General features: G+C 72.2%; 13 protein-coding genes. 4 read left to right on the forward strand and 9 right to left on the reverse strand.

What is annotated here, in order from left to right; all coding sequences use genetic code 11:
• Positions 1 to 53: 53 nt before the first annotated feature.
• The 6 genes from KME78_RS57590 to KME78_RS57615 are packed head-to-tail and all read right to left on the reverse strand — an operon-like array spanning position 54 to position 7,204.
• On the reverse strand, positions 54 to 803 hold the full coding sequence (locus tag KME78_RS57590) for a glucose 1-dehydrogenase (protein ID WP_219538597.1): 750 nt from the start codon (positions 801 to 803) through the stop codon (positions 54 to 56).
• Positions 790 to 3,150, reverse strand: a complete 2,361-nt coding sequence (locus KME78_RS65645) for an acetate--CoA ligase family protein (RefSeq protein WP_308127543.1) — start codon at positions 3,148 to 3,150, stop codon at positions 790 to 792. Before KME78_RS65645 ends, KME78_RS57590 begins: the two co-directional genes overlap by 14 nt.
• Before the next feature lie 3 nt (positions 3,151 to 3,153).
• Entirely contained in the window at positions 3,154 to 4,698 is a 1,545-nt protein-coding gene (locus KME78_RS57600; protein WP_219538598.1) for a class I adenylate-forming enzyme family protein, read from the reverse strand.
• A gap of 17 nt (positions 4,699 to 4,715) precedes the next feature.
• The gene (locus tag KME78_RS57605; RefSeq protein ID WP_308127544.1) at positions 4,716 to 5,039 is read right to left on the reverse strand and encodes a VOC family protein; all 324 of its coding nucleotides are present in this window, start codon (positions 5,037 to 5,039) and stop codon (positions 4,716 to 4,718) included.
• On the reverse strand, positions 5,036 to 5,395 hold the full coding sequence (locus tag KME78_RS57610; RefSeq protein ID WP_214643058.1) for a Zn-ribbon domain-containing OB-fold protein: 360 nt from the start codon (positions 5,393 to 5,395) through the stop codon (positions 5,036 to 5,038). Before KME78_RS57610 ends, KME78_RS57605 begins: the two co-directional genes overlap by 4 nt.
• 39 nt (positions 5,396 to 5,434) lie before the next feature.
• Positions 5,435 to 7,204, reverse strand: a complete 1,770-nt coding sequence (locus KME78_RS57615; RefSeq protein ID WP_219538600.1) for a serine/threonine-protein kinase — start codon at positions 7,202 to 7,204, stop codon at positions 5,435 to 5,437.
• Between the two features lie 163 nt (positions 7,205 to 7,367).
• Between KME78_RS57615 and KME78_RS57620 the strand changes: the two genes are divergently transcribed.
• Entirely contained in the window at positions 7,368 to 7,973 is a 606-nt protein-coding gene (locus KME78_RS57620; RefSeq protein WP_219538601.1) for a cysteine hydrolase family protein, read from the forward strand.
• Complete coding sequence (locus KME78_RS57625; protein ID WP_219538665.1) at positions 7,973 to 8,710, forward strand: SDR family NAD(P)-dependent oxidoreductase; 738 nt, start codon at positions 7,973 to 7,975, stop codon at positions 8,708 to 8,710. Before KME78_RS57620 ends, KME78_RS57625 begins: the two co-directional genes overlap by 1 nt.
• Positions 8,711 to 8,721: 11 nt before the next feature.
• Here the strand turns inward: KME78_RS57625 and KME78_RS57630 are convergent, their stop codons facing one another.
• Complete coding sequence (locus tag KME78_RS57630; RefSeq protein WP_219538602.1) at positions 8,722 to 9,912, reverse strand: serine hydrolase domain-containing protein; 1,191 nt, start codon at positions 9,910 to 9,912, stop codon at positions 8,722 to 8,724.
• Positions 9,913 to 9,949: 37 nt separating this feature from the next.
• Here KME78_RS57630 and KME78_RS57635 point away from each other — a divergent pair, with 37 nt between their 5' ends.
• A complete protein-coding gene (locus KME78_RS57635; RefSeq protein WP_219538604.1) occupies positions 9,950 to 10,858 on the forward strand; it encodes a cyclase family protein in 909 nt (302 codons plus the stop codon).
• Positions 10,859 to 10,865: 7 nt separating this feature from the next.
• On the opposite strand, the gene KME78_RS57640 is transcribed toward KME78_RS57635, so the two are convergent.
• Positions 10,866 to 12,014 (reverse strand): cytochrome P450, encoded by a 1,149-nt coding sequence (locus tag KME78_RS57640; RefSeq protein ID WP_219538605.1) that lies wholly within the window; start codon positions 12,012 to 12,014, stop codon positions 10,866 to 10,868.
• A gap of 99 nt (positions 12,015 to 12,113) precedes the next feature.
• On the opposite strand from KME78_RS57640, the gene KME78_RS57645 reads away from it, so the two are divergent.
• Positions 12,114 to 12,725, forward strand: coding sequence for a TetR/AcrR family transcriptional regulator (locus KME78_RS57645; protein ID WP_219538606.1), 612 nt, complete (start codon positions 12,114 to 12,116; stop codon positions 12,723 to 12,725).
• Here KME78_RS57645 and KME78_RS57650 read toward each other — a convergent pair.
• Complete coding sequence (locus KME78_RS57650) at positions 12,710 to 14,200, reverse strand: AMP-binding protein (protein ID WP_219538607.1); 1,491 nt, start codon at positions 14,198 to 14,200, stop codon at positions 12,710 to 12,712. The genes KME78_RS57645 and KME78_RS57650 overlap by 16 nt on opposite strands.
• Between the last annotated feature and the right edge of the window lie 10 nt (positions 14,201 to 14,210).

Below are 14,210 nucleotides of genomic sequence, written 5' to 3' on the forward strand. Positions count from 1 at the left end.
GGTCGGTAGTCCGCGCCCGTGAGTAGCCTGCGCCGGTCGGTAGTCCGCGCCCGTCAGTAGCCCGCGCCCGTCAGTAGGCCGCCGTCCACGGTGAACTCGCTGCCGGTGCAGTAGCTGGATCGGTCCGAGGCCAGGAATGCCACCACGTGCGACACCTCCACCGGTTTGGCGAAGCGCTTGGTGACCATGCTGCGGAGGAACGCGTCCGCGTCCACCTCGCGCATGATCTCGGGGTCCATGGCCATCGAGGTGTTGATCGCCCCGGGATGCACCGAGTTGACGCGGATCTTGAAGCGGGCCAGCTCCCGGGCGGCCGCCTTGGTGACCCCCCGGATGGCGAACTTCGAGGCCGAGTACGCCGACATCCCTTCGGCACCGATGAAGCCCTCGACCGAGGAGATGTTCACGATCGAACCGCGTCCGGCGGCCCGCATCGGCTCGATCGCCGACTTGACGCCGAGCCAGGTGCCCTTGAGGTTCACCTCGATCACGCGGTCGAACTCCTCGACCGTCATTTCCTCGATGCGTCGAAATTTCAGGATCCCGGCGTTGTTGACCAGGATGTCTAACTTGCCGTACATGTCGACGGCGGTCGTGACCGCGCGCGCCCACTCATCCGGCGCGGTGACGTCGTGATGGACGAAGGGCGCGCCCGTCTCCTCGGCCAGCGCCTTGCCCTCCTCGTCCAGCACGTCACCGAACACCACGCGCGCCCCTTCCTCCAGGAACAGCCGCACATGCGCCTCGCCCATGCCGCGCGCTCCGCCGGTGATCAGCGCCACCTTGCCGTCAAGCAGTCCCATTGCGACCTCCCGCCGCGACGGCCACCGAGGCCGCCTCCATAGATCGGTAGACGGGGATCCCGGCCGCCGCCACGATCGCCCTGACCTCGTCCTCGACACCGGGGGGTGCGCACTCGCCGTTCCTGGTGACCAGCGTGACCCTGGTCCCCGGGAGCGCGTCCTGTGTGGCCGCCAGCGCCCGCGCGTACTCGAACAGCGGTTCGGCCCGCGTCCCGTAGGTGAAGAAGCTCTGTACGTTCACGTGCGCCACGACATCCGGGTACGGCTGGTGCCGCACGATCGCCTCGACGGCCCGCCGGACCAGGTCCGGCCCGCTCCGGGGGCCGACGGGCACCTCCAGCGGGTTGGCCAGCGAGGAGCCGGCCCCCAGCCCGAGCCCACGAAGCTCGCCGAGCACCGCGTCCGGCAGCGGCCCGAGCGGCACCCCGGCCCGATCGAACACATCGGCGGCCAGCACACTCGCCCCGCCACTCGGCCCGATCACCAGCGCCCCGCCACGCGCGCCCACGCTCAGAGAACCCGCCGCACCACCCGGGACCACGCCGAGCGCGCCCGCCTGGTTGCCTGGGACCGCGCCGAGCGCGCCCGTCTGGTCGCGTGGGATTGCGCTGGGCGCGCCAACCTCGCCGCCTGAGACCGCGCCGGGGGTGCCCGTCTGGGCGAGTGGGATCGCGCCTGGCGCGCCCGCCTGGTCGCCTGGGATCGCGCTGGGCGCGCCAACCTCACCGCCTGGAACCACGCCGAGCGAGCCCGCCTGGCCGTCCGTGGTCGCGGTTCCGTCGTACGGACCGGCCCGGCCGTCCGTGGTCGCGGTTCCGTCGTGCGGACCTGTCGTTCGGGTGCCGTGGGCCTGGAAGAAGGCGAGGACGCCGATCAGGTCGTCCTGGGAGGTCACCAGCGTGGCACCGGTCTGGTCGGCGAGTGCCTGCCAGATCCGCCCGTCGCTCACCAGGCCACCGGTGTGCGAGGCGGCGGCCCGCTGGCCCTGGGCGCTGCGCCCGCCGACCAGCAGCACCACCGGCACGGGAGCGGCCGCCAGCGCCTCGTACAGCGCCCGCCCGTCGCGCGGGTCCTCCAGGTAGAGGCCGATGGCCCGCGTCTCGGGGTCGGCCGACAGCCAGCGGAGCAGTTCGGCCGGGGTGACGTCGGCCGCGTTCCCCACGGTGACCACCCGGCTGAACGCCAGTCCCCGCCGCTCGCCGACCTTGATCACCTCTCCGGCCAGCCCGCCGCTCTGCGAGATCAGCGCGACCGTCCCCGCCGGGCCGAGCCCGCCGCCGACGAACGTCTGCCGCCCGCGCGGGCAGTACACGCCCATGCAGTTGGGGCCGAGCAGCCGCGTCCCCGCCGCCCGTGCCGCGGCGACGAGCTCCTGCTCCAGCTCCGGCCGTCCCGCCTCGCCGAACCCGCCGCTCATCACCTGTACGTACGGCACCCCGGCCGCCTGCCGTACGACCTCGGCGCACCGCTCGGCGGGCACCGCCACCAGCGCGTAGTCCACGTCGGCCGCGGCAAGGGAGTGCACGGCGGGTACGCCGCCCACCTCCCGCGCCTCCGGATGCACGGCCACCAGCGGGACACCGGCGGCCTTGTAGAACTCGAGGAACATGTTCCCGAAGTTCGGCCTGCTGGTGGAGGCCCCGACCACGGCCACCGCCTTGGGCTCGAAGAGCGGCCCGAAATCCGCAGGCTCCCCGGTCTCCACGAGCTCAAGCACGGTGGGAGAAGCCGGGAGGTACCGCGCGTCCACCGCCACAACACCCGACTCGGTGGCGATGACCGGATTGATCTCGAACTCGCCCAGTTCCAGCCGCTCCCACAGCCCGCCGGCCCCGCCGACCGTCATGAGCAGCTTCACCACCGCGTCCACGTCCACCCCGGGACGCCCGCGCAGCCCGTACAGCACCGGAGACCCGCGCAGCGAGCCCAGCATCCGCCGCGCGTCCTCCTCGGAGATCGGGCACAGGCCCAGCGCGGTGTCCCGCAGCGTCTCGGCCCACACCCCGCCCAGCCCGGCCAGCAGCACGGGCCCGAACCCGGGATCGTGGACCAGCCCGACGATCAGCTCCACCCCGGCGGCGGCCTGCTCCTCGATCAGGAAGCCCTCGGCCCCGACGACCTCGGCCAGCATCCTCGCGGCCGCGGCCGGGACGTCGGCCCGGCGCAGCCCCAGCTCCACGGCCCCGGCCTCGGACTTGTGCACGATCCCGGGCCCGTACGCCTTCAGCACCAGCGGCTCGCGCAGGTCCATGACGGGACCGAAGTCCATCCCGCGCACCACCACCCCGCGCGGCACCGGCACCCCGGCCTCCCGCAGCAGTGCCTTGGCCTCGTGCTCCGCGACCACCGCTCAGCTCCCCAGCAGGTGGCCGTGCTGCTCTCTGATCTGTCCGCGTAAGAGCTTGCCGGGCCCGCCGGAGGCGTCCTCGAAGTGCGGCAGCGCGTCGGCCACCACGATGCGGTCCGGCCGCTGGTGCGGGGCCAGTTTGTCGTCCAGGGCGAGCGCGAGCTTGGCGGCGTCGAGCGAGTGCCCGGCACGTGCTACGACGGCCAGCAGGATCCGCTGTTCGGCCGCGTCCTGCCCGTCGACGTGCGCGGGCACGCCGACCGCCCCGGCCTCCGCCACGCCGTCGAGCGCCGCGGCGGCCTCCTCGACCGCGACCGGCTGGGTCCAGACGCCGCCCTTGAGAATCGCGTCCTCGCGCCGGCCCAGCACGCGCAGCACGCCGTCGGGGGAGATCGAGCCGAGGTCGCCGCCGACGTACCACTCGCCGCGCAGCACCTCCGCGGTCTTGTCCGGCAGCCCGTCGTAGCCGGTCATCCGGTGCGGCCCGGCCAGGTTGATCTCGCCGACCTCGTCCACCACGCGGCGGCCCGAGGGGTCCGTGACCCGGACGGCGTTCCCGGTACGCGCCCGGCCCGACGAGCCGAGCGGCGTGGAGCCGTCGTCGACCCGGCCCATGCAGGTGTAGGGGGCCTCGGTCTGGCCGTAGTAGGAGTAGACGCCCGCTTCGGGCAGTCGCTCCTTGATCCGGCCGAGCATGGTCGCGGTCAGCGGCTCGCCGCCCAGCATGATCACCCGGATCGACGACAGGTCCACCGCCTCGTGCTCGGACGAGCCCAGCAGCGCCGCGTAGAACGACGGGATCTGCGACACGTGCGTGACCCGTTCGCGGGGCACGACGCGCAGGAAGTTCGCCGGGCCCCAGTCCTGCTCCAGGACCAGCCGCATCCCGGCGTACAGGGCGGGCCCGACGATGGCCGGGAAGCCGATGCCCCAGATGATCGCGCCTGTGCCGAACACCGCGTCGGGCCCGCGCGGCACGTCGAGCCAGATCTGCGCGGTCGCCAGCGACGAGGCGTGCGTGTGGACCACGGGCTTGGGCAGCCCGGTCGTCCCAGAGGTGTAGTAGAGCGCGAGCGGGTCGTCGTGGAAGCCCGCGAGCGGCGGCTCCTCCTCTGAGGCCTCCGAAGTGTCCGATGCGCCCACCTTGATCCAGGTGGTGATGGCGGGCAGCGACGGCCTGATCTGCGCGATCACCCCCTCCACGGTCGAGTCGTACACGAACGCCGTGCACCCCGACCGCTCGACCACCGCGCGCAGCGTCTCCACCGGCCAGTACGGGTTCAGCGCCGCCGTCACCGCGCCGATCTTGGCCTGCGCCAGGTACACCTCCGCCACGTGCAGCGTCTCGTTCAGCAGCGCCGCCACCCGCGTGCCCGGTGTGACGCCCGCCGCGAGCAGTGCGTGCGCCCGCCGGTTGACGGTTCTGTTCAGCTCGTCGTAGGTGAAGCTCCGCTCGCCGCAGTAGGTGAGCGCCACCCGGTCGGGGGTGCTCATCGCCGCGGCGGTCAGGATCGCGTGGCCATAGTTGCCGTACGGTGATCGCGCCATCGGGGGTGCCTCCGTCGTCAGAGGGGTGAGTAGAGCACGAAGACGTTTCCTGAGGGATCGCGCAGCACGGCCCGCGTCTCGTGCGGCCCGTCCTCCGGCTCGCGGACCACTTCGGCACCGCGCGCCACCAGATCGGGCACGGACCGCCGTACGCTGTCCACCTTGAACGACGGCGCGGCCGAGGCGGTGACGTGCTCGGCGGGCCCGGCCAGCGCCACGGTGACGCCACCTCCGTTCAGCGCGGCGAACCTGTCACCGTCGCGGAACTTCACCGGCAGCCCGTAGAAGGCGATCGCCTCGTCCAGATCGGCCACGGGTATGAGCACGTTGCCAACGATCACGCGGGTCTCCAATGCGGTAAGTCGTCCACGAACGTCACCCGCACCGGCATCCCGATGCGGACCTCCTCCGGCGCGCACCCCACGACCTGGCCGAACACGCGCGCGCCTTCCGGCAGGTCGACCCAGGCCAGCACGTACGGCTCACGGCCCCGGTAGCCGGGCGCGAACGAGCGGTGCACCACGGTGTACGTGTGCACCACGCCCGCGCCGGAGACCGGCTCGAAGACGAGTTCGCCACCGCACCGAGGGCAGTCGGCCTCGGGGAGGTGGACCCGCCGATCGCAGGCCGTACAGCGCTGAACGACCAGCTCGCCGCGCCTGCAGGCGGCCCAGTAGGCGGAGGTGTCACAGGTCATCGCAAGCCAAGCTAGCGCACGCTTGGTTGCTCGACAAGCCTACCCGGCGGGTTCCTCAACCGGCTCACCCGAGGCCGGCTCGTCCGAGGTCAGCTCGTCCGAGGTCAGCGAATCATCGGAAACCGAGACGTCAGGGTTCGGCGTGACGAAGGCCGGGGTGCCGGACCGCGGCGAGTCCGAGGGCAGCGCGACGGGCGGCTGTGACGGCGTCGGGGTAGCGGGCTCCGGGGTGGGCGGACCGGCCGTCGGACGCGAGGCGCTGGGGGTGGGGCACGGCGGCCCGTCCACGGTCACCTCGCTGACCTGCGGGCCGTTGGCCGCCGCCGGTTCGGTCAGCAGCAGGAGGCCGAAGTGCGCCTGCTGGCCGCAGCCGACCGAGCCCAGGTCGCGCGCCACGGAGTCGGTGTAGGCGGTCTGGCCGGTGAGCGTGCGCGTCTCCCTGTGCACCGTACGGGCCTGGCCGTCGCCGTCACGCCGCGTGTACGTGATACGCAGCCGTACCGGCCCCCGGCCGTCGGCGGCCACGCGTACCGCACCCGCCGAGCCGGTCCACTGCACGATGTCCGCCGACCGCACGGCCGGGCTGGGCAGCGTCCCCGCGGGCTGCCGGGACGTCGTGGGCGCAGGCGCGCTGGAGACGGTGACGGGCGCGCTGGAGACGGTGGCGGGCGGTACGGGGGCGGTCGTCGCCGTCCTGGCCGTGGGACGGCTGGTCTCCGAGGTCCGGCGGACCGGGGTCTTGTCGTCGACCGGGCTGGAATCCAGCGGTTCGGACGTCTTCGGCTGCGGCATCAGCACCGTGCCCGCAGGGCCGAGCCCGCCGCTGAGCACCACCGCGATCAGCACGGCGACCACCGCCGCGCCCGCGATCCACAGGTGCGGCGGCAGCCTGGGCACGCTGATCCGCCGGTCGCGCACGGCCCCCAGGGTGGCGGTCGGCGCGTCGTCGGTGCTGGCCAGCGGGAAGCGGAGCGCGAGGAGCGTGGCCAGCTCGCCGAGGTGGCGGCGCCCGCGCTTCTCCCAGTCGGGGCCGTAGGCGGCGACCGCGTCCTCCTCCAGCTCCGCCGCGAACTGCAGGGCGGAGGCGTACCTGACCGCCGGGTCCTTGGCCAGCCCGCGCCTGAGCAGGTCGCGCAGCGAGTCGGGGGCGACCTCCAGCGGCACCGGCTCGACCAGGTGCTTGTCCCGCAGCGAGGGAACGTCCTCCGCCTTGTACGGCGGCCGCCCCTTGACGGTCTCGAACAGCAGGCACGCCGCCGCGTAGAGATCCGCGGCCGGCCCCGCCTCCCCTCGCGTCCATAACTCGGGCGACATGTACGGCGGGCTGCCCGCGGGCACCCCCGGCTCCTCGGCGTGAACCACCACGCCGAAATCGGTCAGCTTGCTCGTGCCGTCCGCCTGGACCAGCACGTTCTCCGGTTTGACGTCCCGGTGCGGCACGCCCTTCTCGTGGGCCGCGGCCAGCGCCGACAGCGTGCTCTTCAGCACCGCCAGCGCCGCCTCCGGGCTGGTCCTGCCGTGCTCGGTCAGGATGGTACGCAGCGACACCCCGTCGACCAGCTCCATCACCACCGCGGCCCTGGTCGGGGTCTCCACGTACTCGTAGAGCTGGACCACGTTCGGGTCGTCGAGCTCCACCAGCGAGGGGGCGTCGACCCGGAAGCGGTCCATGAACTCGGTGTCCCGGCGCAGGGTCGCGTTCAGGTATTTGATCGCGACATAAGCCCCGGTGGCCTGGTAGGTGGCGAGGAACACGCGGCCCGTGTGCCCCGCGCCGAGCTGGCGTACTTCTCGGTAACCAGGGACCAAAGCGAACCCCCATTAACGCGGCCGTCTCCCGTTCGACGGTCTCATCCGGGGTCCCGGTTGTCACGGGTGCAGATATTTCGCGATGTGTCAGGCGATTATCACGGTCGGTTGCCGGGTGATAGTGTCCTAGCCAAGCAAGCGCTCGGCTAAATGGAGGCGCCGGATGGACCGTACGGCCGTGCTGGTCATGGAGATGCAGCGGGGCGTCGTCGGCGATCTAACGAAATTTCCGGATCTGGTGGCTGTGTGCCAGCGGCGTGACGTGGTGGACAACGCCGCCTCCGTGCTCCAGGCGGCCAGGGCGGCCGGCCTCCCGGTGATCCACTGCACCGCCGCCTTCCGCCCCGACCGGGCCGGCTCCCACACCCGCAACAGCCCGTTCATCACCGCCCTGCTCAAGGATCCCGGCCACATGCTGGAGGGCACGCCCGCCGTGGAGGTGCTGCCCGAGCTGCTGGCCGACGCCGATCTGGAGAGCCGGCGCCACCACGGATTCTCCCCGTTCACCGGCACCTCGCTCGACATGACGCTGCGCTCGCTGTCCGTCTCGCACGTGGTGGCCGTCGGGCTCTCGCTCAACCTGGGCATCACCGGGCTGGCCCTGGAGGCGGTGAACCTCGGCTACCGGGTCACCGTGGTGACCGACGCCGTCGCGGGCGTACCGGATGGCTACGCGCTGGCCGTACTGAAGTACACGATCGGCCTGCTGGCCACCCGCGTCTCCGCCGCCGAACTCGTCGAGCAATGGAAGGCCGGGGACGCGCGGTGATGGAGGGGATGCGGCTCGACGGGCGCGCGGCCGTCGTGACCGGGGGAGCGGGCGCGATCGGCGCGGCCATCGCCACGGACCTCGCCGCGCTGGGCGCCCGGGTGGTGGTCGCCGACGTGGACCTGCCGGGGGCCGAGAACGTGGCCGCCGGGCTGCCGGGAGCCGCCGCGCTGGCCGTCGACCTCGCCTCGCCGCCGTCCATCGAGCGCTTCTGCGGCGCGGCCGGGCAGGCCGACATCCTCGTGCACAACGCCGGGGTGTCGATCGTCGAGCCGTTCGTCGCGAGCGACCCGGCGAACTGGGATCTCATGTGGCAGGTCAACCTGCGCGGCCCGATGCTGCTGACCAAGCTGCTGCTGCCGGGCATGCTGGAGCGGGGGTGGGGGCGGCTGGTGTTCATCTCGTCGGACGGCGCCAGGGCCGGCTCCGGCGGCGAAGGCGCCTACGCGGCGACCAAGGCGGGGCTGTTCGGCCTGGCCAAGACGCTCGCCCGCGAGGCGGCCAGGGCGCACGTCACCGCCAACGTGGTCTGCCCGGGCCCCACGGACACGCCGATGCTCCAGCGCGTCTCCGCGGCCGAGCCCGGACTGGTCGACAAGATCGTCAGGGCCGTCCCGCTGCGCCGCCTCGGCACACCCGCCGACGTGGCGGGCCTGGTCGCCTACCTGTGTACGGAACGCGCCGCCTACATCACCGGCCAGACGCTGTCGGTCAGCGGCGGCGTGACCATGCAGTGACGCTCGTGCGGTCATATCGAACGGTAGACGGCCTCCATGAGCCGGATCGCCCGCAGGTTGCCGGAGAAGGCGTCGGCCATCCTGTTCATCACATAGCCCGCGGCCAATCCGTGCTCCGGGTCGGCCAGGCCGATGGAGCCGCCCATGCCGGTGTGCCCGAACGCGGTCGCGGACGGCAGGAAGAACGTCATGCCCGGCCGCATGAAGCCGAGCCCGAACGAGCTGTCCAGCAGCAGGACCTGGTCGGGACCCGTCACCCGGGGACGGATGGCGTCCTGGAGCGTCTCCGGGCGCAGCAGCTCGCCCGCGAGCAGCGCGCGGTAGAACGCCGCCAGCGACCTGGCCGTGGTGACCATGCCCGCCGCGGGCCAGCCGGCGCGCAGGATCACCGGGTTGTTGGCGCCGCCTTTCAGGTCCTGGATGCTCGGGTTGCCCAGGGTGCGGTTCATCAGGCTGTCGGGATTCTGGGCGGCGACGGCGATCCCGCCGTTCGGATACTGCGGCGGCCCGCTGGGCGTCGCGGCGCCGACAGGAGCGCCGGGCGCGCCGTCGCCCCTGCCCGTTTCGCTGCCGGGCGGGGGTCCGGCCGACAGGCGGGCCGCCCTGGCGATCACGTCGTCCGGCGCCCCGACCCACAGATCCAGCCCGAGCGGCCCGGAGATCTCCGCCGCGACCAGCTCGCCCACCGACTTTCCCGTCACCCGGCGCACGACCTCGCCCACCAGGAAGCCGTAGGTCAGCGCGTGGTAGCCGTGCATCGACCCCGCCCGCCAGATCGGCCGCTGCCCGGCCAGGCGCGCCGCGATCGCCGGCAGGTCCTCGAACTCCTCCACCGGCACCGGCTCCTCCAGCGCCGGCAGCCCGGCCTGGTGGCTGAGCAGGTGCTCGACGGTGACGCGCTGCTTGCCCTGTACGCCGAACTCCGGCCACACCTCGGCGACCGGCGCGGTCACGTCCACCAGTCCGCGCTCGGCGAGCCGCAGCAGCACGGTCGCCGTGACCGCCTTGGTGCACGAGTACGCGAACACGGGCGTGTCCCGCTCCCACGGCCGCCCCGTGCGGCGGTCGGCCACGCCGTCCCACAGATCCACCACCAGCTCGCCGTCGAGGTAGACCGCGAACGCGGCCCCCAGCTCGACACCATCGGCGAAATGACGCTCGAACACCTCGCGCACACGGGAGAACCGGGGATCACAGTGCATCCAGACCTCCGACAGGAAGCAGAAAGGGAACACTTACGTGCCAGCCGAGCCTAACAATTGGGGACGTTTCGGCCCAGAGGATCAACGAGGCACACTGAACCTGCTCACCGGCGACGTGGTGCTGAGCGCCCTGGCCGCCGCGCGCACCGGCCAGGTGCTCAGCCTGTCCATGCCGATCAGGGGCGCCACGTCCTCGCCCGCCCCCACGACGGTGCCGCACCTGCGGGGCCGTCCCCTGCCGCAGCACTTCATGTCGGTCGACGGCGGCGACTACGCGGCCGGCGTCCGGCCGGTGGGCGCGGGGCTGCGGATGGCCGACGACGCGCTGATCGTCACCCACCACGGCACGACCACGCACATGGACGCGCTCTGCCACATGTGGTCGGGCGACGAGCTCTACAACGGCCACCCCGCCGCCCGCGTACGCTCCTACGGCGCCACCCGGTGCGGCATCGAGCAGGTGGGCGGGGTGGTCGCCAGGGGCGTCCTGTTCGACGTGCCCCGGCATCTCGGGCTCGACCACCTGCCCGCCGACTTCCGCGTCCCGGCGCAGCTGCTGGCGGAGATCGCGGTGCCGCGCGCTGGCGACGTCGCGGTGATCCGTACCGGCTGGCCCGCCGTATGGGAGCGTTCGCACGAGGAGTACTGGTCGGGCCAGCCGGGGCTGTCGGCCGGCGCGGGGCGCTGGCTGGCGTCGATGGACGTCTCGGCCGTGGCCGCCGACAACGCGGCGATCGGCGGGCTGAACGAGCGCCAGCTCGCCGACGAGCCGCTCGACGACGACCTGCACCTCATCCTGCTCCACCGGCACGGCATCCACCTGATCGAGATGCTCTGGCTGGAGGAGCTGAGTGCGGCGGGCCGTACGGAGTTCGTGTTCGTCGCGGCCCCGCTCAGGATCGAGGGCGGGACCGGGAGCCCGCTCAACCCGCTGGCGATCCTCTGAGCCCCGGCTACCAGGTGACCGGGAGGCTCTCCACGCCGTAGACCGCCGCGCGCTCCTTCAGCGGCACCTCGGAGGCGGGCACGGCCAGCCGCAGACCGGGGAAGCGTTCGAAGAGCCTGCGGTAGCCGATGCGCATCTCGATCCTGGCCAGCTGCTGCCCCAGGCACTGGTGGACGCCGTGCCCGAAGGCCAGGTGCCGCCGCGCGTCGGCCCGGTCGAGCCGCAGCTCGCCCGGATCGGTGAACTGGCCCGGGTCCCGGTTGATCGCCGGCAGCGACAGCGCCACCGTCTCGCCCCTCCTGACCAGCTCGCCCGCCACCTCCACGTCCTCCAGCGCGACCCGGCTCGGCGCGCCCACGTGCAGGATCGACAGCCAGCGCATCAGCTCCTCGACCGCGGTGTCGTCGTCGAGCAGGACCCGCTGCTCCGGGTGCTCAAGCAGCGCGAAGACGCCCAGGCCCAGCATGTTCGCAGTGGTCTCGTGCCCGGCGACGAGCAGGATCAGCGCGAGGTTCGTCAGCTCCTCGTCGCTGAGATCGCCGGTCAGGCCGCTGATCAGGTCGTCGCCCGGCTCGGCCCGCTTGCGCCGGACGAGCTCGCCCAGATAGCCGGCCAGCGCCGCCAGCTCCGGCACGCCCTCCTCGTCGAGATGGACGATCCGCGCGGTCTGCTCCTGGAAGAACTCGTGGTCCTCGTACGGCACGCCGAGCAGCTCACAGATGACCAGCGACGGGATCGGCAGCGCGTACGCCCGCACCAGGTCCACGGGCGGCCCCGCGGCGGCCATCGCGTCGAGGTGCTCGGCGGCGATCTGCTCGATCCGCGGCTCCAGCAGCCGCATCCTGCGGACCGTGAACTGGCCGGTGAGCAGGCGCCGGTAGCGGGTGTGCTCGGGCGGGTCGGTCGTCACGAACATGCCAGGGGGAGCGGGCTGGTCCTGGCCGAACTGCGAGGTCGCGCGTACGGGGCTGTGCTTGAGCTCCTGGCGGTTGCTGAACCGGGGATCACTCAGCACGGTCCGCGCGGTCTCGAAGCCCGTCGCCAGCCAGCCCGTGTGCCCGTCCGGGAAGTCCAGGCGCGACAACGGCGGCAGCTTGGCCAGCTCGGGAGGTGGGTCGAAGGGGCATCCGGGGGTTCTGTCCATGGGAAGTCGCATATTTTGAGAGTAGACTCCTATTTGATAGTTGGCTAGCAGATAAGGGTGATCTCTTACGTGAGTAGACGGGTCTGTGTTGAAACCTCGACAATCGGTGACATGAGCGATCGACCGGTGCAGGGCCTGCGGGAGCGGAAGAAGGCCAAGACGAGGGCGCTGATCCAGAAGGAGGCGCTACGGCTGTTCCGCGAGCAGGGCTACAGCGAGACCACGGTCGAGCAGATCGCCGAGGCGGCGGAGGTGGCGCCCAGCACGGTGTTCCGCTATTTCGCCACAAAGGAGGAGCTGGTGTTCATCGACCAGTTCCCGCCCTTCGCCGACGCCCTGAACGCGGCTCCGGCCGAGCTGAACCCGATCCGTGCGGTCCGCGTCGCCATGCGGGAGGTGACGGCGGCCCAGTCGGCCGAGGAGATCGCCGAGGGGGTCGAACGGGAGCGGCTCATGCTCACGGTGCCCGAGCTGTGGGCGGCGAGTCTGGAGAACATCACCGGGACGCTCAGGACGATGCAGGAGATCCTGGCCAGGCGGGCGGGGCGCGCCACGTCCGACCCGGAGATCCGGAACATCACGGGGGCGATCGCCGGGGTGATGATCGCGGTCTGGTTCGACTGGGTGAAGAACCCCGTGATGGACGGGCCCGCCGAGGTCGACAAGGCCCTGGCCCACCTGGAAGCGGGGTTGTGCCTGGAGCCCGGTCAGGTGCCCGGGTAGTTGCCGCCGCCGTGGGCGGCGTCCAGGGCGTCGTAGTCGGGGGTGAAGCCGCGCTTGGGTATCACGTCGACGAACGCCACCTCGCGCGGCTTCTTGTAGGAGGCGAGCGCGTTCTTGACGTGGTCGATGAGGTCGTCGGCCGTGGCCTCGACGCCCTCCTTGAGCGCCACCACCGCCTTGACCGCCTGGTGCCAGGTGGCGTCGGGGATGCCGATGACGGCGGCGTCGGCGACGGCCGGGTGGGCCTTGAGCGCGCGTTCGACCTCGGCCGGGTAGACGTTCTCGGCGCCGGACTTGATCATGCGGAGCCGGGGGCCGATGAAGGTGATCGTGCCGTCTGGCTCGCGCCGGCCGAGGTCGCCGGTGTGATGCCAGCCGTACGCCGACTTAACCGCATTTAAGTCGGGACGGGCGAAATATCCGGAAAAGAGGGTCTTGCCGCGGGCGCAGATCTCGCCCACCTCGCCCGCCGGCACCTCGCTGCCGTCCGGGGCCAGGATGCGCACCTGGGCCAGCGGGGACGGCCGTCCGGCGAACCCGGCGGCGCCCGGAGCCAGGCCGAGGAAGGTGAGCATGCCGCCGACCTCCGTCTGCCCGTAGCCGCCCATCTTGGACCGGCACCAGGGGGAGTCGTCCACGGTGATCATCGCGTCCCACTCCGCCGAGTGCGAGACGAACCGCAGCGACGACAGGTCGTACTTGCCGCCGGTGTTCGCCTTCGTCACGGCGTCGATCATCGGGCCGAACAGGAACGCCTGCGTGACCCGCTCGGCGTCGATCAGGCGGCAGACCTCCTCGGCGTCGAAGGCGGGGGTGAAGACGTTCGTACCGCCGATCTGGAGGGTGGCCAGGCAGAACATCATCGTGCCCACGTGGAAGAGCGGCCCGTTGTTGAGGAAGGTGAAGCCGGGCTCCATCTGGCGTACCACCAGCAGGGACACGCTGTGGGCCAACAGGGCCGCGCTGCTGAGGAGGGCCGCGTTGGGGCGGCCGTCGAAGGCGGCGGTGTAGAGCGCCAGCACCGGCTCGGTGTCCGCGGCGGGCGGGAAGTCGCCGGGGGAGCCGCTCGCGACGAGCCGCTCATAGCCTTCCCCGGCCTCCACCCAGAGCGTGGTGTCGGCGGTCAAGGCGGCGGTGGCGTCGGACGGCTCCCGGACGACCACGCGCGGCGCCAGGTCCTCGACCACGAAGCGCAGCTCGTCCGCCGACTGCCGCCAGTTGGCCGGGCAGAAGATCGCCCCCAGCCGCGAGCAGGCCAGCAGCAGTTCCAGCACCGCGTGGGAGTTCTGTCCCAGCCAGAGCACGCGTTCGCCGGGCGCCACGCCCGCGGTGGCGAGGGCGTCCGCGAGGCGGGAGACCCGGGCGTCCAGCTCGGGGTAGGTCAGCCGTACCTCCCCGTCCACCACCGCCGTCACCTGGGGGCGGCTGCGCGCGTGCTCGGCGAGTACGTCGGACAGCGACAGGCTGTGGATCATCGCAGCTCCT

The organism is Nonomuraea guangzhouensis (assembly GCF_019396345.1).
GTDB lineage: Bacteria > Actinomycetota > Actinomycetes > Streptosporangiales > Streptosporangiaceae > Nonomuraea > Nonomuraea guangzhouensis.